General features: G+C 71.7%; 15 protein-coding genes. 10 read left to right on the top strand and 5 right to left on the bottom strand.

From position 1 onward, the window contains the following. Positions 1-41 precede the first annotated feature (41 nt). From Nocox_RS26265 to Nocox_RS26235, 7 genes are all read left to right on the top strand, one after another. Positions 42-686, top strand: a complete 645-nt coding sequence (locus Nocox_RS26265) for an HAD family hydrolase (RefSeq protein ID WP_020547576.1) — start codon at positions 42-44, stop codon at positions 684-686. Positions 687-890: 204 nt separating this feature from the next. Then, on the top strand, positions 891-1,397 hold the full coding sequence (locus tag Nocox_RS26260; RefSeq protein ID WP_020547577.1) for a hypothetical protein: 507 nt from the start codon (positions 891-893) through the stop codon (positions 1,395-1,397). 224 nt (positions 1,398-1,621) lie between these two features. Continuing rightward, complete coding sequence (locus Nocox_RS26255) at positions 1,622-2,614, top strand: ABC transporter permease (protein WP_026215240.1); 993 nt, start codon at positions 1,622-1,624, stop codon at positions 2,612-2,614. Between the two features lie 47 nt (positions 2,615-2,661). Beyond that, positions 2,662-4,425 (top strand): ABC transporter substrate-binding protein, encoded by a 1,764-nt coding sequence (locus Nocox_RS26250; RefSeq protein ID WP_026215241.1) that lies wholly within the window; start codon positions 2,662-2,664, stop codon positions 4,423-4,425. Positions 4,426-4,509: 84 nt separating this feature from the next. Then, positions 4,510-5,523: an ABC transporter permease gene (locus tag Nocox_RS26245; RefSeq protein ID WP_020547580.1), complete on the top strand. Its 1,014-nt coding sequence runs from the start codon at positions 4,510-4,512 to the stop codon at positions 5,521-5,523. Further along, positions 5,520-6,545 (top strand): ABC transporter ATP-binding protein, encoded by a 1,026-nt coding sequence (locus Nocox_RS26240; RefSeq protein ID WP_020547581.1) that lies wholly within the window; start codon positions 5,520-5,522, stop codon positions 6,543-6,545. Before Nocox_RS26245 ends, Nocox_RS26240 begins: the two co-directional genes overlap by 4 nt. A gap of 44 nt (positions 6,546-6,589) precedes the next feature. Beyond that, positions 6,590-7,576, top strand: coding sequence for an ABC transporter ATP-binding protein (locus Nocox_RS26235; protein WP_211212861.1), 987 nt, complete (start codon positions 6,590-6,592; stop codon positions 7,574-7,576). A 40-nt stretch (positions 7,577-7,616) separates the two neighbouring features. Here Nocox_RS26235 and Nocox_RS26230 read toward each other — a convergent pair whose 3' ends face one another. The 3 genes from Nocox_RS26230 to Nocox_RS26220 are packed head-to-tail and all read right to left on the bottom strand — an operon-like array spanning position 7,617 to position 10,384. Beyond that, a complete protein-coding gene (locus Nocox_RS26230) occupies positions 7,617-8,300 on the bottom strand; it encodes a response regulator (RefSeq protein ID WP_020547583.1) in 684 nt (227 codons plus the stop codon). Then, entirely contained in the window at positions 8,297-9,463 is a 1,167-nt protein-coding gene (locus Nocox_RS26225) for a sensor histidine kinase (RefSeq protein ID WP_020547584.1), read from the bottom strand. Before Nocox_RS26225 ends, Nocox_RS26230 begins: the two co-directional genes overlap by 4 nt. Before the next feature lie 60 nt (positions 9,464-9,523). After that, positions 9,524-10,384 carry a RecB family exonuclease gene (locus Nocox_RS26220; protein ID WP_033411486.1) on the bottom strand — a complete coding sequence of 287 codons (861 nt, stop codon included), beginning with the start codon at positions 10,382-10,384 and terminating at the stop codon, positions 9,524-9,526. Between the two features lie 149 nt (positions 10,385-10,533). Here Nocox_RS26220 and Nocox_RS26215 point away from each other — a divergent pair, with 149 nt between their 5' ends. Both Nocox_RS26215 and Nocox_RS26210 read left to right on the top strand, forming a co-directional pair. Further along, entirely contained in the window at positions 10,534-11,670 is a 1,137-nt protein-coding gene (locus tag Nocox_RS26215; RefSeq protein WP_020547586.1) for a site-2 protease family protein, read from the top strand. Between the two features lie 340 nt (positions 11,671-12,010). After that, a complete protein-coding gene (locus Nocox_RS26210; RefSeq protein ID WP_020547587.1) occupies positions 12,011-13,543 on the top strand; it encodes an FHA domain-containing protein in 1,533 nt (510 codons plus the stop codon). A gap of 111 nt (positions 13,544-13,654) precedes the next feature. Here the strand turns inward: Nocox_RS26210 and Nocox_RS26205 are convergent, their stop codons facing one another. Together Nocox_RS26205 and Nocox_RS26200 are read right to left on the bottom strand one after the other, a co-directional pair. Continuing rightward, positions 13,655-14,152 carry a hypothetical protein gene (locus Nocox_RS26205; RefSeq protein ID WP_157383501.1) on the bottom strand — a complete coding sequence of 166 codons (498 nt, stop codon included), beginning with the start codon at positions 14,150-14,152 and terminating at the stop codon, positions 13,655-13,657. 168 nt (positions 14,153-14,320) lie between these two features. Further along, complete coding sequence (locus Nocox_RS26200; RefSeq protein ID WP_020547589.1) at positions 14,321-15,412, bottom strand: GNAT family N-acetyltransferase; 1,092 nt, start codon at positions 15,410-15,412, stop codon at positions 14,321-14,323. A 55-nt stretch (positions 15,413-15,467) separates the two neighbouring features. On the opposite strand from Nocox_RS26200, the gene Nocox_RS26195 reads away from it, so the two are divergent. Further along, on the top strand, positions 15,468-16,319 hold the full coding sequence (locus tag Nocox_RS26195; RefSeq protein ID WP_026215242.1) for a tRNA (adenine-N1)-methyltransferase: 852 nt from the start codon (positions 15,468-15,470) through the stop codon (positions 16,317-16,319). Positions 16,320-16,342 lie beyond the last annotated feature (23 nt).

Raw genomic sequence — 16,342 nt, 5'->3', positions numbered from 1 at the left:
CAGCGGCGGCACGGGCACACGGGGGCACGGGTCACAGGGGCATGGAAGCCGTCTTCTTCGACATGGACGGGCTGCTGGTCGACAGCGAGCGGGTCTGGCTGGAGATCGAGACCGGGGTGATGGCCAGGCTGGGCGCCGCGTGGACGCCCGAGCACCAGGCCCACCTCGTCGGCGGGTCCATGGAGCGCACGGTCGGCTACATGCTGGCCGTCTCGGGCGCCGAGGTGCCGCCCGCGACCGTGCGGGCGTGGATGGTCGACGGCATGGTGGCCCGGCTGTCGGCCGGGGTCGAGCTCATGCCGGGGGCCGCCGAGCTGCTCGACGCCGTGCGCGCCGAGGGGCTGCCCGCCGGGCTGGTCACCTCCTCGCTGGCCGAGATCGCCGACGCCGTGCTCAAGGCCGTCGGGCGTGAGCGCTTCGACGTCGTCGTCACGGCCGACGACGTGACGCGCACCAAGCCCGACCCGGAGCCGTACCTCACGGCGGCCAGGCTGCTGGGGGTGGAGCCGGTGCGCTGCGTCGTGCTGGAGGACTCCCCGAGCGGGGTGGCCGCGGCGACGGCGGCCGGGTGCGCGGTGGTGGCCGTCCCGAGCATCCTGCCGATCGAGCCGGCCCCCGGCCGCCTGGTCGTCCCCTCTCTCACGGACGTCACCGTGCCCGACCTGCGCGCCCTCCTGCCCGGGTGAGCCCGGACGTCCGGGCCCGGGTGTCTGGCTCGGCCCTGAGCGTGCCCGCAACGGCCGCTACGCCCCGTTCGGTGGGGTTGGCCCTGAAAGGATGGCAGGGGGCGAGCGGCGTTCCCCTAGGGGACGGCTGGTTCTCGCGGAGGAGAGCGAACGGCCGTTCGCATGCCAGGATGGAGGCAGAAGCCGAGACGAAGGGATGGCCGGATGGACTTCAACCAGATCGCGTGGCTGCCGCTGTGCACCGGTGCGACGGTGGCGGGCCTGGTCCTGAGCTTCCTGGCGTTCCGCCGGAGGGGAGCGGCGTCGGGCCTGCGGATGGCGGCGTGGGCGCTGCTGCCGGCGGCGGCCTATCTGACGGACGCGCTGCCGGCGCTGTGGACCATCGGCACCACGGCGGTGAAGTTCGTCACCGGCCTGGTGCTCAACCCCGCGGTGTGGGCGGGCGTCGCCGTGGCCGGGCTGTCGGCGGTGCTGTTCGTGGTGTCCGGGTTCATGCGCGGCCGCAGGCTGTCCGCCGGGCGCAAGGGCGCGGACGAGACGAAGGGCACGGGCGAGACGCCCGCGCAGCGGCCGGCCCAGCCGGGCGCGGCCAAGCCCGCCGCACCGGCCGCCGCGGCCAAGCCGGCCGTCGCGGCGAAACAGCGCAAGGCTCCCGCCGACGACGACTTCTCCGACATCGAGGAGCTTCTGAAGCGGCGCGGTATCAGTTGACCACGGGTGTGTCACGAATCCGAGACGTAACCGGGACCGGGCCACGACATTCGAATCAAGATCAGTACGAATGAGTTTCGCATCAATCACAGATTAGCCACATAGCGGCCTGAGGGACTGGTCATAGCAGCTCAGGCCATAGATTCTGCCTCCTGAGGTCGCGACTCGCGGTCTAAGTCCAGTTTCAATAGACAGCGTCGTCTGGATCCAGGGGGCTATTTCGCATGACCGCGCCGCTTGACGTGCCCGGTTCCGCGGCAGAAGCGCAACCGGAGTCGGTGCTCGCGGGAGCGGGCAAGGCCATCCAGGGCCGGTCCCTCACGAGGATCGCCTGGCTGCGGCTGAGGCGGGACAAGGTCGCCCTGGGCGGCGGCGTCGTCGTCGTCCTGCTGATCCTCGTGGCGATCTTCTCCGGGCCCATCATCTCGGTCTTCGGGCACGATCCGCTGGAGTTCCACCAGGACGCCATCGACCAGAGCACGCTGCTGCCCCAAGGCTCCTTCGGCAACATGGGCAGCGAATACCTGCTCGGCGTCGAGCCGGTCAACGGCCGCGACATCTTCAGCCGCATCGTGGCCGGCGCGTGGATCTCGCTGCTCATCGGCTTCCTCGCCACCCTGGTGTCAGTCGTCATCGGCACCGTCCTCGGCGTGGTCGCCGGCTACTTCGGCGGCTGGGTCGACCAGGTCATCGGCCGCATCATGGACGTCTTCCTCGCCTTCCCGCTGCTGGTCTTCGCGATCGCGCTGGCGGGCGTCGTCCCCGACAAGGGGTTCGGCCTGGAGGGCAACGGCCTGCGCATCGCCATGCTGATCTTCATCATCGGCTTCTTCAGCTGGCCCAGCATCGGCCGCATCGTCCGGGGCCAGACCCTCTCGCTGCGCGAGCGGGAGTTCGTCGACGCCGCCCGCAGCCTCGGGGCGCGCCACGGCTACATCCTCTTCCGTGAGGTGCTGCCCAACCTGCTCGCGCCGATCCTCGTCTACGCGACCCTGCTCATCCCGACCAACATCCTGTTCGAGGCCTCGCTCTCCTTCCTGGGCGTCGGCATCAACCCGCCCACCCCGACCTGGGGCGGCATGCTCTCGGAAGCGGTGCGCTTCTACACGCTGCCGCACTTCGTGCTCTTCCCGGGCCTGGCGATCTTCATCACGGTCCTGGCGTTCAACCTGTTCGGCGACGGGTTGAGGGACGCCTTCGACCCCCGCGCGCACTGACCTTCGCCTACGCTCCATCCCCCATCTCACTACCAAGGGGTTAGTCAATGAGAAGGAAATCCGCACTGGCGGCGGCCGCGACAGCGGCCCTGGCCATGGTGCTCTCCGCCTGTGGCGGAGGTGGCGGCACGCCGCAGCAACCCGCGCAGTCGGCGTCCGGCGGCGGCGCGCAACCCGCGTTCAACGCCTCGCTCACCGGTGTGTACAACCCTTCGACGAAGAAGGGGGGCACGATCAAGGCAGCGCACTCCTCCGACTGGGACAGCCTCGACCCGGCCGACACCTACTACGGGTACTCGTTCAACTTCGGCCGCCTCTACTGGCGGACGCTGACGACGTACAAGACCGGGCCGGGCCCCGACGGCAACCAGGTCGTCCCCGACCTCGCCGAGGGTCTGGGCACGCCGAGCGAGGACGGCAAGACCTGGACGTACAAGATCCGCCCGGGCCTCAAGTACGAGGACGGCACCCCGATCACGGCCAAGGACGTGGCCTACGCGGTGGCCCGCTCGTACGACAAGGAGACCTTCCCGCACGGCCCCTCGTACCTCAACGAGCTGCTCGCCTGGCCGAAGGACTTCAAGGGCGTCTACAAGACCCCCGACGTCGACTACAAGTCGGCCGTCGAGGCGACCGACGACACCACGGTGGTCTTCCACCTGGTCAAGCCGTTCGCGTCCATGGACTACATCGTCCAGATGCCGATGACGGCGCCGGTGCCGAAGGACAAGGACACGGGCGCGAAGTACCGCGAGCACGTGATCTCCTCGGGTCCGTACAAGTTCGAGACCAACGAGATCGGCAAGCGCTTCACCCTGGTCCGCAACGACCAGTGGGACCCGGCCACCGACCCCAACCGGCCCGCGCTGCCGGACAAGTGGGAGGTCCAGCTCAACGTCAACGCCGACGACCTGGACAACCAGCTCATGTCGGGCAGCATCCAGCTCGACATCCCGGGCACCGGCATGCAGCCCGCGGCGCTCGGCAAGGTCCTGCCGGACCCGGCGCTGAAGGCTCGTACCGACAACCCGACGATCCAGCGCCTGTGGTTCATCTCGGTCATCCCGGACACCAAGCCGCTCGACAACGTCGAGTGCCGCAAGGCCGTGATGTTCGCCGCCGACCGTGTCGCCAACCAGACCGCCTTCGGCGGCCCGGTGGCCGGCGGCGAGATCGCCACGAACGTCATGCCGCCCGGCATCGTCGGCCAGGAGAAGTTCGACCTGTACCAGACGCCGGAGAACAAGGGCGACGTCGAGAAGGCCAAGCAGGCCCTGGCCGCCTGTGGCCAGCCGAACGGCTTCGAGACCACGATGACGTTCCGCGCCGACCGCCCGCGTGAGAAGGCCCTCGCCGAGGCCATGCAGCAGGCGCTGTCCAAGGCCGGCATCAAGCTGACGCTGAAGGGCTTCCCGGCCTCCAGCTACTTCTCCGACTACGCCGGCAACGTCGACTACGTCAAGAAGAACGGCATCGGCCTGGCCACGCACGGCTGGGGCTCCGACTGGCCCGACGGTTACGGCTTCATGCAGGCCATCGTCGACAGCCGGACCATCCGCCCGGCGGGCAACTACAACCTGAGCGTCAAGAACGCCGAGGTCGACAAGCTCGTCGACCAGGCCGCGGCCGAGCTGGACGCCGCCGCCCGCGCCAAGCTGTGGGTGGACGTCGACAAGAAGGTCATGGAGGACGCCTCCCTCCTTCCCGTCGTCTGGGCCAAGTCGCTGCTCATGCGCGGTCAGGGCGTGACGAACATCGCCTACAACGAGGGCCAGCAGATGTTCGACTACGTGCTGCTCGGCGTGGAGTGACCAGGCGAGGTTCGGGGATCTAGCGAAGGCAGGTGAAGGCAGGAGTGGCCGGCCCGGGACGGGCCGGCCACTCGGCCGGCAGCGGTGCTCACATACATCATCAGGCGTCTGATCGGCGCGCTCGCGATGCTCATCGTGGTCAGCATGGTCACCTTCGGCATCTTCTTCGTCGTGCCGCAGTGGGCCGGGGCGACTCCCGAGGCCCTCGCCTCGCGCTACGTCGGGCGCGCGGCGACCCCGGAGACCGTTCACCTGGTCGCCGAGCGGCTCGGCTTCAACGACCCGGTGGTCGTGCAGTACGGCAGGTTCGTCAAGGGCATCTTCACCGGCGCCGAGTACGACTACGGCGCGGGCGTCGAGCAGTGCCCCGCCCCCTGCTTCGGCTACTCCTTCATCAGCGGGCAGCCCGTCTGGCCGGACCTGGTCGACCGCATGCCGGTCACCTTCTCCCTCGCCATCGGCGCGGCCATCCTGTGGGTGCTGGGGGGCGTCGCCATCGGCGTGCTGTCGGCGCTGCGCCGCGGCAGCTTCTTCGACCGGCTGTCCATGGGCACCGCCCTCGCCGGCGTGTCGCTGCCCATCTTCTTCACCGGCATGGTCTCCCTGGTCGTCTTCAGCTACGGCCTCGGCTGGACCCCGCCGGGCGGCGCGTACACACCGCTGGCGGAGAACCCGGCGCTCTGGGCCTACGACCTGCTGCTGCCGTGGATCACGCTGGCCTTCCTGTTCGCCGCCACCTACGCCCGGCTCACCCGGGCCGGCATGTTGGAGACCATGGGGGAGGACTACATCCGCACCGCCCGCGCCAAGGGACTGAAGGAGCGGGAGGTCATCGTCAAGCACGGCCTGCGCGCCGCGCTGACGCCGATCCTCACGCTCTTCGGCATCGACTTCGGCCTGCTGATCGGCGGCGCCGTGCTCACCGAGACCACCTATACTCTGCCCGGGCTCGGCCAGTACGCCATCCTCGCCATCAGGAACCAGGACCTGCCGCAGGTCATGGGGGTCGTGCTGGTCGCCGCGCTGTTCGTGGTGGTCGCGAGCCTGGTCGTCGACCTGCTCTACGCCGTGGTCGACCCGAGGGTGAGGTTGTCGTGAGCTTCCTTGAGGTCAAGGACCTGAAGATCCACTTCCCGACCGACGACGGTCTGGTCAAGTCCGTCGACGGGCTGACGTTCGACCTCGAACGCGGCAAGACGCTCGGCATCGTCGGCGAGTCCGGCTCCGGCAAGAGCGTCACCAGCCTCGGCATCCTGGGGCTGCACAAGGGCGGCCGCGCCAACATCTCCGGCGAGATCTGGCTGGACGGCGAGGAGCTGAACGGCGCCTCCGCCGAGCACGTACGCTCCCTGCGCGGCAAGAAGATGGCGATGATCTTCCAGGATCCGCTGTCGTCGATGCACCCCTACTACACGGTCGGCCACCAGATCATCGAGGCCTACCGCATCCACAACGACGTCAGCAAGCAGGCCGCCCGCAAGCACGCGATCGACATGCTCGGCCGCGTCGGCATCCCCGAGCCGGCCAGGCGCGTCGACAGCTACCCGCACGAGTTCTCCGGCGGCATGCGGCAGCGCGCGATGATCGCCATGGCGCTGTCGTGCGACCCCGAGCTGCTCATCGCCGACGAGCCCACCACCGCGCTCGACGTGACCGTCCAGGCCCAGATCCTCGACCTCATGGTCGACCTGCAGCGCGAGTTCAACTCCGCGCTGATCATCATCACCCACGACCTGGGCGTGGTGGCCGAGCTGTCCGACGACATCCTCGTCATGTACGCCGGCAAGTGCATCGAGTACGGCCCGGCCGACAGCATCTTCTACCGCCCCGAGCACCCCTACACCTGGGGCCTGCTGGGCTCCATGCCCCGCCTCGACCGGGAGCCCACCGAGCGGCTGCTGCCCATCAAGGGCTCGCCCCCCTCGCTCATCAACGTGCCCTCCGGCTGCGCCTTCCATCCGCGCTGCCCGTACGCCGAGCGCACGCACGGCAAGGCCGACACCGAGGTGCCCGCGCTGGCCGAGACCGAGGGCGGCCACCTGGTGCGCTGCCACATGAGCCGCGACGAGCGGCGCGGCCTGTGGGAGAACGAGATCAAGCCAGTGCTGGAGACCCAGTGAGCGAGCCGAACTACGACAGCGAGCCGCTTCTTTCCGTGCAGGACATGGAGAAGCACTTCCCCGTGACCAAGGGCCTGTTGAAGAGACAGGTCGGCGCGGTCAAGGCGGTCGACGGCATCAGCTTCGACGTCTTCAAGGGCGAGACCCTCGGCCTGGTGGGGGAGTCGGGCTGCGGCAAGTCCACGACCGGCCGCCTGGTCACCCGCCTCCTGGAGCCCACCGGGGGCAAGGTCGTCTTCGAGGGCCAGGACATCACGCACATGAGCCAGGGCCGGCTGCGGCCGCTCCGGCGCGACATGCAGATGATCTTCCAGGACCCCTACTCGTCGCTGAACCCCCGGCACACCGTCGGCGCCATCGTCGGCGCGCCGTTCCGCATCCAGGGCGTGCAGACCGAGAACGGCATCAAGAAGGCCGTCCAGGACATCCTCTCGCTGGTCGGCCTCAACCCGGAGCACTACAACCGCTATCCGCACGAGTTCTCCGGCGGCCAGCGCCAGCGCATCGGCATCGCCCGCACGCTCGCGCTGAAGCCCAAGCTCATCATCGCCGACGAGCCGGTCTCCGCGCTCGACGTGTCCATCCAGGCCCAGGTCGTCAACCTGCTGGAGGACCTGCAGAACGAGCTGGACCTCACCTACGTCGTCATCGCCCACGACCTGTCGGTGGTGCGCCACATCAGCGACCGGGTCGCCGTGATGTACCTCGGCAAGATCGTCGAGATCGCCGACCGCAAGCGGCTCTACAGCACGCCCATGCACCCCTACACCAACGCCCTGCTGTCGGCCGTGCCCGTGCCCGACCCCAAGGCGCGCAAGGGCCGTGAGCGCATCCGGCTGGCCGGCGACGTGCCGAGCCCGCTCAACCCGCCGCCCGCCTGCCGCTTCCACACCCGCTGCTGGAAGGCGCAGGAGATCTGCAAGACGGTCGAGCCGCCGCTCGGTGAGGTGGCGAACGGACACCGCGTCGCCTGCCACTTCCCGGAGAACGCCGTGGAGACCCCGGCGGCCGCGGCCGCCGAGCAGAGCTGAGACGCGCCGGGCGTCCCTGACGACGGGCCGCCCGGCCCGGTCAGGACAGGGCGCCCGGCGTGATCAGCCCCGTCTCGTAGGCCAGCACCACCGCCTGCACCCGGTCCCGCAGCCCCAGCTTGGTCAGCACGTTGCCGACGTGCGTCTTGACCGTCGTCTCGCTGACCACCAGCTTGGCGGCGATCTCGGCGTTGGACATGCCCTTGGCGATCAGCCGCAGCACCTCCAGTTCGCGCTCGGTCAGCCGGTCGAGCCGGGCCGGGGCCGCCTGCTCGTACGCCGACGGCAGCCGCGCCGCGAACCGGTCGAGCAGCCGCCGGGTCACGCTCGGCGCGACGATCGCCTCGCCCGCGGCCACCACCCGGATCGCCTGCACCAGCTCGTCCGGCGGCACGTCCTTCAGCAGGAACCCCGACGCGCCCGCCCGCAGCGCCTCCACGATGTACTCGTCGAGGTCGAACGTGGTCAGCACCAGCACCTTCGGCACGTGCGCGGACGGCGCCGCCTCCCGCACGATCCTGCGGGTCGCCTCGATGCCGTCCACCCCCGGCATCCGGATGTCCATGAGCACCACGTCGGGCAGCAGCGCCCGGGTCTGCTCCGTCGCGTCCTTGCCGTCGCCGGCCTGCCCCACCACCGTGATGTCGGGCTCGGCCTCCAGGATCAGGCGGAATCCGGTGCGCAGCAACGGCTGGTCGTCCACCAGCAGCACTCTGATCGTCATTCGCCGTCCTTCAGCGGGAACCTCGCCCGCACCTCGAAACCGCCCCCCGGCAGCGGACCGATGCTGAGGATTCCACCATAGAGTGCCACTCTTTCGCGAATGCCGACCAAGCCGTGCCCTTGCCCCGATGACGGATCCCCGGCCGTGCCGCCTGTCCCGTCGTCCTCGACCCGTACGTCCAGCTCACGCGGCTTGTGCCGGACGGTGACCGTCGCCCCGGCCCCCGCCCCCGCGTGCCGCAGGCTGTTGGTCAGCCCCTCCTGCACCAGCCGGTACGCCGCCAGGTCCACCCCGGCGGGCAGCGCCCGCGGCTCGCCCTCCACCAGCAGCCGGACCGGCAGTCCCGCCTCCCGCATCTGCTCCACGAGCGCCGGCAGGTCCCGCACGCCCGGCTGCGGCCCCAGCTCGGCCCGCGCGTCGGCGCGCAGCACCCCGACGATCGTGCGCATCTCCGCCATCGCGGTGCGCCCGGTGTGCTCGATGGCCGACAGCGCCTCGCCCGCCAGCCCCGGATCCGCGGCGAGCACCCGCCGCGCCGCCGCGGCCTGCACGATCATGACGCTGACGTGGTGGGCCACCACGTCGTGCAGCTCCCGCGCGATCCGCGAGCGCTCCTCGGCCCGCGCCGCGCGGGTGTCGGCCGCGTGCGCCCGCTCCAGCCGCGCCGCCCGGTCCTTCAGCTCCTCCAGGTAGGCCCGCCGCAGCCGCAGGCTGCGCCCCGCGCCCCACACCGCCGTCACGACGATGACGACCGCCACGTGGTCGGTCCAGGCCGCCAGCCGCACCGGACCGGCCGTCGCCCCCAGGGCGTACGCCGACAGCGACACCAGCAGCCCGCCCAGCGCCATCGCCAGCCCCCGGTGCGAGGCCACCGAGTAGAGCAGCACCAGCCCGGCCAGGCCCGGCACGCCCGCGCCGTAGCCGGCCATCGTCAGCAGCAGGCCCGGCACCAGGGACGCGCACAGCGCCGCCAGCGGCCAGCGCCGCCGGAAGGCCACGGGCACGCCCGTCACGGCCACCAGCGTCACGCCCAGCGCGTCGGGCGGCCGCAGCCCGCCGGACGTCGGGATCAGCGGGTCGTCGAGGGTGTGGAGCACCACCGAGACGATCGCCACCGCCACGGCGAGAACCGGGTCGTGGAGCCGGGGTCGGTCGATGCGCACGGCTTCACTGTAGGACCGCCCGCGAGTCCGCTTCCTCCTCCCCGGGGAGGATTAGTCCTGCTAAAGCTCGTCGGTCGCGGCCCGCCGGCTGCTGCGCACGGTGTCGCCCGGCTGCCGGTCGGGCACCGGGGGAGGGGTGCCGCCGAACTCGGGGCACAGCGCCTGGTGGTCGCACCAGTCGCACAGCCGGCTGCGCCGCGCCCGCCACTCGCCGCTCCGCATCGCGCGCTCGATCGCCGTCCAGAGCGCCATCACCTTGCGCTCGGTGGCCTGCAGGTCGGCCTCGTCGGGGGCGTAACGCAGCACCTCGCCCTGGCCGCCGAGGTAGACGAGCTGCAGCAGCCGCGGCACCCGGCCGCGCAGCCGCCACAGCACCAGCGCGTAGAACTTCATCTGGAACAGCGCCTTGGCCTCGAAGTCGGGCCCCGGCGCGCTGCCGGTCTTGTAGTCGACCACCCGGACCTCGCCGGTCGGCGCCACGTCGAGCCGGTCGACGTAGCCGCGCAGCATCAGCCCGCCGTCGAGCACCGCCTCGACGTAGAGCTCACGCTCGGCCGGCTCCAGCCGGGTCGGGTCCTCCAGCGTGAAGTAGCGCTCCAGCATGCCGCGCGCCTGCGCCAGCCACTCGGCCTGCTCCTCCTCGCCGGAGAACATCTCGGCGTATTGGGGGTCGTCGTCGAGCAGCCGCCGCCACTGCGGCTCCAGCAGCTCCAGGGCCGCCGCCACCGACCGGCGCGGGGCCGGCAGGTCGTAGAGCCGCTCCAGGACCGCGTGGACCACCGTGCCGCGCACCGCCGCGGGGGAGGGCCGCTCCGGGAGCTGGTCGATCACCCGGAAGCGGTAGAGCAGCGGGCAGGTCATGAAATCGCCCGCGCGGGAGGGGGACAGCGCTCCGATGATCACCGGCTCGGTCAGCGTCATGAACGGCACTCTAGGTCACGGCCCCGACAGATTGTCCCCCGGCGCGACGATGGGCGCTCCCTACGGCGCGTAGCATCAAGGCAGCGAGACCACGCACCGCCGGGGCCCGACCGCACGCGGACCCGCCGGAAAGACGTACGAGGAGAGCGGTGAGCGAGCAGAGCCCCCGGCAGGAGTTCTCCGGCGTCCCGATGGGGAGGCTGTTCGGCATCCCCGTCTACGTGTCCTGGACCTGGTTCCTCGTGGCCGGCTTCATCACCGTGATGTTCGGCCCCTACTTCGGGCGGATGCTGCCCCACCTCGGCGAGGCCGCCGCCTACGGCGTGGCGTTCGTCTTCGCGGTGCTGCTCTACGTCTCGGTGCTGCTGCACGAGCTGGCGCACAGCGTCCTGGCCAAGGCGTACGGCCTGCCGGTGCGCCGCATCACCCTCTACCTCCTCGGCGGCGTGTCGGAGATCGAGAAGGAGCCGCCCACGCCTGGCAAGGAGTTCCTGGTGGCCGCGGCGGGGCCGGGGCTGTCGCTCGGGCTGGCCGGGCTCGGCTGGCTGGCCGACGTCTACCTCATCAACGACGGCGGCATCCTCGAGGTGCTGGTGCTGCAGCTCTGGTTCGCCAACCTCATCGTCGGCGTCTTCAACCTGCTGCCGGGCCTGCCGCTCGACGGCGGGCGGATGCTGCGCGCCGGCGTGTGGAAGGTCGCCGGCAGCCCCGGCACCGGCACGATCGTCGCCGCCTGGGGCGGCCGGGTGCTGGCCGTGCTGCTGGCCGCCGTGCCCATCGCGTCGGTGCTCACCGGCGGCGGCGACGCCGACTTCACCGACGTGATCTGGCCGCTGGTGCTGGCCTCCTTCATCTGGATGGGCGCCTCGCAGTCGCTGCGCGTGGCCAAGATCCGCGCCCGCATCCCCAAGGTCAACGCGCGGGCCCTGGCCCGCAGGGCGGTGCCGGTGAGCGGCGACACGCCGCTGTCGGAGGCGCTGCGGCAGGCGGGCGAGCGGCACGCGGGCGCCATCGTCGTGGTCGACCACGACGGCCGGCCGGTCGCGATCGTCAGCGAGGCCGCCGTGCAGGCCACCCCCGAGCACCGCCGCCCGTGGGTGAGCGCCGCCTCGCTGGCCAAGTCCCTCGACCCGGCCATGGTGCTGGCCGCCGACCTCGTGGGCGAGCCGCTCATCGACGCCATGCGCGAGGCTCCCGGCAGCGAATATCTCCTCGTGGAGCCGGGCGGCGAGGTCTACGGCGTGCTGTCCACCGCCGATGTGAACCGGGTGTTCACCGGCGTCTGATTTGTCCCACTCGTTTAAGCCGCGGCCCCCGGATAGGGTCGTGTCCAGCGGTTTCCGGGTTCCGGAGCGGACCCGGGCGATTTCTGCGATGCGATGACTGGCCGATAGTGTGCTGTTTGGCCAAACTTGCACAGTTAAGGGGTTTGTTGCGGTCCACCGGTTCATCGAATCGAGACGACGGGGGCGCGGCGCGGCTCCGTCGTCTGGGTATGCGTATGGCTGGTGGCCGGCACGGCAGTGCGGGTGCCGTAACATCGCCGGCTTCCGGGGAGGAGAGTTGAGTGACCGAGCGCAGCGAGGGCACCTATGAGCGCGGCACGGTCGTCATGAGGGAGGACGCATGACCGACCAAGGCTTCGGAGTGGTGCGCCCGCTTCCTGGTGACGGTCTCGTCGCCTACCTGGGCGGGCTGCTGCTGGTGTGCGATCCGGGCGAGGCCACCGCCGACGGCCTGCTCGACGCGCTGCGCGAGACCGCGGCCTCCGGCGGCGACGGCCGGGCCCTCGCGCGCCGCGCGGCGCAGGTGCTGGCGGCCAACATGGCGGGCGACCCGGCCGCGTGCGCGGTCGCGGGCCCGGTGACCGGCGGCGTCGCCGTGCTGGTCAGCGGCTCGGCGTCGGCGAGCGTCGTCACCTCCGCGGGCGAGACGCGGCTGGCCGGCAGCGACTCCCTGACCTGGGCCGACCGGCTCGTCACCGGCACCGTCGAGCGGGTCGAGCTGAGCCTGCCCGGCGCCGGCTCCCCGCATCCCGCCGTGCGCCTCGACGGCGGCGTGGTCCACGGCGGCGGCCTGGTCAGCGACCTCGCCGAGCAGCCCGCGGGGCGGTCGTCCGCGGCGCCCGCGCAGTCCCGGCCGCTGACCAGCGAGATGCCGGCCACGGCCTTCCACATCGAGGCCGACCTCATCCAGCCGCCCGCCCAGCAGCAGCCCCAGAGCCAGCCGCAGCACCAGCCCCAGCCGCAGAGCCAGCCGCAGCACCAGCCGGTGGAGCGGCCGCCCTACCCGCTGGCCGACCAGCCGCCGGCCGTGCCGAGCCCGCCCTCGGGCCCCCAGCCCGTCCCGGCGGCCATGGAGCAGCAGCCGCACTACCACACGCCGCAGGACCAGCCCTACCCGTCGCAGGAGCAGCACGCTCCCTACGGGCCGCCGCACGACCAGCCGCCCTACCCCTCGCGCGAGTCGTCGCCGTCGCTGCCCGAGCCGGCCCCCTACCCGTCCTACGACGAGCCGCCGCCGTCCGGCAACGGCCTGCCCGACCAGCAGGCGCCGCAGCCCTTCGGCGGCCCCGACCACTTCGGCGACCAGCAGGCGCCGCCCCCGCCGCTCGGCCAGCCCGACCACTTCGACCACCCGGGCCCGCCGCCGCAGCAGCAGGAGCAGCAGCCCGAGCACGGCGACCGGCCGCTGGTCTACGGGGTCGACTGCAAGAACGACCACTTCAACGACCCCCGCGTCCCCTACTGCGCGGTCTGCGGCATCGCCCTGGTCCAGCGCACCCTCGTCCCCTACAAGGGCCCGCGCCCCTCGCTCGGCGTGCTCATCCTCGACGACGGCACCGCGCTGCCGCTGGAGAGCGACTACCTGCTCGGCCGCGACCCCGAGCGGGCCCCCGAGGTGGCCGGCGGCACGGCCCGCCCGGCCAAGGTGACCAGCCCCGACGGCTCGGTCTCGCGCCGCCACCTGCGGGTGGCGCTCGACGGCTGGGACGTCAACCTGGTCGACCTCGGCTCGGTCAACGGCACCCAGATCCAGCCGCCCGGCGACCCCAACTTCTACGACATCCCGCCCAACGAGCCCGTCACCATCGCGCCCGGCACGACCGTGCGCGTGGGCGTCTCCCGCACCCTGCGCTACGAGGCGCACCGCGGCTGAACGCCGGCCGGCCGCGTCCCCCGGGCGGGGGCGCGGCCGTGAACGGGGTCCCAGGAGCCCGCGCGCGGCGGGTGGCACGACGGCCCGTCAGGCGGACGGAGCGGCGGCCCGTCAGGCGGGGCGGAAGGCCCGCACGCCCCGCAGCAGCCGCACCGCCGCCTCCAGTCCGCTGGCCGCCTCCAGCGCCCGGCCGGCCGCGATCGCGTACCTGCTCAGCAGATGCTCGTCGCCGTCGCAGAAACCCCGCCCCGCGACCCACACGTACACGTGGTCGCACGACAGCGCGGGCACCGGCGTCGCGAGGAAGCCCGGCTCGCCCACGCCCGGGTCGTACGCCAGCCGCACCGGCTCCACGGCGTACGCCAGCTCCTTCAGCACCCCCGACTCCGCCAGCCAGCTCCGCACCCGCAGCGGATCTCCGGGCGGCACGAGCACGTACATCGGCCGGGCCTCCTCGCGCTGCGGGTCCACGCGGACGAAACCCGCGTACGAGGTGTTCGCCACCGCGGCGGCGGCCCGCGCCAGCCGGTCGACCAGGTCCGCGGCCTCCAGCCCGGAGAAGGCGGAGATGAGTTCGCGCATGGCGACGTCGACACGGTTGTATGGCATCGCGTGATCCCTCGGCGGGGCGGCGGCGAGTTCGCGCGAGCCGATCACGCGACCCTCGAAAGCGGCTGCCCCGACTATCACTCCCGACGTGACCCTTGACCAGACCCCAACAGGAAATCGGGATTTCTCCCCATTCCGGGCCGTCCTCGGGCGCCTGAACGGCGGTCGTCAGGAGGAGCGGACGCGGGCCCAGGCGATGTCGTCCACGCGCCTGCCGCCGCCCTTCGGGAACATCTCCCGGTGCACGCCCTCCCGGCTGAACCCGGCCCGCTCCAGCACCCGGTGTGAGGCGAGGTTGCCGGCCTCGGTGCCGGCCACGATCCGGTGCAGCGCCGTGTGCGCGAACGCCCAGTCCGTCAGCAGCCGCACCGCCCGCGTCATGAACCCCTTGCCGCGGAAGCCGGGCATCAGCGAGTAGCCGACCATCGCCTGCCCGAGCGCCGGCGTCACCTGCGTGAGCTGCACGTGCCCGGCGAACGCGCCGGACCCGGCGTCGCGCACGGCCAGCTCGATCCGCTGCCCCGACACCCACCAGTAGCCGGTGTAGCGGCAGCGCCGCTCGTCGTCCTGCAGCGTGCTCGGCGGCCCCACCTTGTACGCCGCCACGACCGGGTCGGCCAGCATCCGGTGGAAGTCGCCCGCGTCGGCGGGGGCCATCGGCGTCAGCCGCACCACGCCGTCGGAGAGCTCGCCGCCCTCGAAGAACGGCAGGTACGGCTCCGTCTCCAGCGCCGCCTCGCCCGGCAGCCGCCCGAAGGTCACCAGGTCGGCGGGACGCCCGTCGCGCAGCGACTCGGCCTCGCGCCGCAGCCCCTCCTCGCGGAACCCCGCCTTGTACGCCACCCGCAGCCCGGCCACGTTCTCCACCTCGGCCTCCATCTCGACCCGGCGCACCCCCTGGTCGAACAGCCAGTCGGCGACCGCGCGCACGGCCGTCGAGGCCACGCCCTTGCCGCGCGCCCACGGCGCGACCAGGCAGCCGAGCCGGGTGACCCGCCGGCGGTCGGGCGGCCGGACGCCGATCGAGCCGGCGTACCGGCCGTCCTGGGTGATCGCGAACTCGGCGCCGCCGGCCTCCCACCTGGCCCGGGCGTGCTTGAGATGGTCGGAGGCGTCCGCGAGCCCGTACGGCGAGGGCAGCAGCGGCAGGAAGCGGGCCGTCACCGGGTCGTCGCAGGCGCGCGCGATCGCCTCGGCGTCGGAGTCGGAGGGAGCCCGCAGGACGAGGGGACCGGCGGAGATCACGTGGCGCGCGAGCATCCCCCATACTTATCGCGCGTCCGGAGCCGTCCGAAAGCCCTATAACCTTGCCGCCATGGGTTTCCGCAGGCATGGGCCTTTCCACGTCGGGGATCAGGTGCAGCTCACCGACCCCAAGAACAAGCGCCACACGATCACGCTCAAAGAGGACGGCGTCTTCCACACCCACAAGGGCGCCATCCCGCACAGCGACCTGATCGGGCAGCCCGAGGGCTCCGTGGTGCGTTCCTCCGGCGGCACCCAGTACCTCGCCTTCCGTCACCTCCTCCAGGACTACACGCTCGCCATGCCGCGCGGCGCGGCCGTGATCTATCCCAAGGACGCCTCGATGATCGTCGGCATGGCCGACGTCTTCCCCGGCGCGCGGGTGATCGAGGCGGGCGTCGGCTCCGGCGCGCTCACCTGCTTCCTGCTGCGCGCCGTCGGCCCCGACGGGCACGTGACGAGCTACGAGCGCCGCCAGGACTTCGCCGACGTGGCCCGCAAGAACGTCCAGAACTTCTACGGCGGCCCCATGGACGACACCTGGCGGCTGGTGGTCGGCGACCTCAACGACTCCATCGACGAGGCCGACGTCGACCGGGTGATCCTCGACATGCTCGCGCCCTGGGAGTGCGTCGACGCCGCGGCCAAGGCCCTGACGCCGGGCGGCGTGATCTGCTGCTACGTGGCGACGACCACGCAGATGTCGAAGACCGTCGAGGTCATTCGCGATCACGGGTGTTTCACCGAGCCGCATGCGTGGGAGACCCTGGTTCGCGACTGGCATGTCGAAGGGCTCGCGGTGAGACCGGATCATCGGATGATCGGCCACACGGGGTTCCTCGTCTCCGCCCGCCGCATGGCGGACGGAGTGACGCCCCCGCCGAGACGCCGCCGACCGAAGGGGACGACCGAAGAACTATGACAATTTGGCCACGAGGGTGCGTT

The sequence above is a fragment of the Nonomuraea coxensis DSM 45129 genome, assembly GCF_019397265.1.
Taxonomy (GTDB): domain Bacteria; phylum Actinomycetota; class Actinomycetes; order Streptosporangiales; family Streptosporangiaceae; genus Nonomuraea; species Nonomuraea coxensis.
This window is presented reverse-complemented; position numbering and strand designations above follow the sequence as displayed.

Bases quoted from the DNA above. Each gene is read 5' to 3' on its own strand.
- Nocox_RS26195 (WP_026215242.1), top strand. From the start codon at position 15,468: ATGGGTTTCCGCAGGCATGGGCCTTTCCACGTCGGGGATCAGGTGCAG.
- Nocox_RS26230 (WP_020547583.1), bottom strand. From the start codon at position 8,300: ATGACGATCAGAGTGCTGCTGGTGGACGACCAGCCGTTGCTGCGCACC.
- Nocox_RS26255 (WP_026215240.1), top strand. From the start codon at position 1,622: ATGACCGCGCCGCTTGACGTGCCCGGTTCCGCGGCAGAAGCGCAACCG.
- Nocox_RS26200 (WP_020547589.1), bottom strand. From the start codon at position 15,412: ATGCTCGCGCGCCACGTGATCTCCGCCGGTCCCCTCGTCCTGCGGGCT.
- Nocox_RS26265 (WP_020547576.1), top strand. From the start codon at position 42: ATGGAAGCCGTCTTCTTCGACATGGACGGGCTGCTGGTCGACAGCGAG.
- Nocox_RS26205 (WP_157383501.1), bottom strand. From the start codon at position 14,152: ATGCCATACAACCGTGTCGACGTCGCCATGCGCGAACTCATCTCCGCC.
- Nocox_RS26210 (WP_020547587.1), top strand. From the start codon at position 12,011: ATGACCGACCAAGGCTTCGGAGTGGTGCGCCCGCTTCCTGGTGACGGT.
- Nocox_RS26260 (WP_020547577.1), top strand. From the start codon at position 891: ATGGACTTCAACCAGATCGCGTGGCTGCCGCTGTGCACCGGTGCGACG.
- Nocox_RS26235 (WP_211212861.1), top strand. From the start codon at position 6,590: ATGGAGAAGCACTTCCCCGTGACCAAGGGCCTGTTGAAGAGACAGGTC.
- Nocox_RS26220 (WP_033411486.1), bottom strand. From the start codon at position 10,384: ATGACGCTGACCGAGCCGGTGATCATCGGAGCGCTGTCCCCCTCCCGC.
- Nocox_RS26250 (WP_026215241.1), top strand. From the start codon at position 2,662: ATGAGAAGGAAATCCGCACTGGCGGCGGCCGCGACAGCGGCCCTGGCC.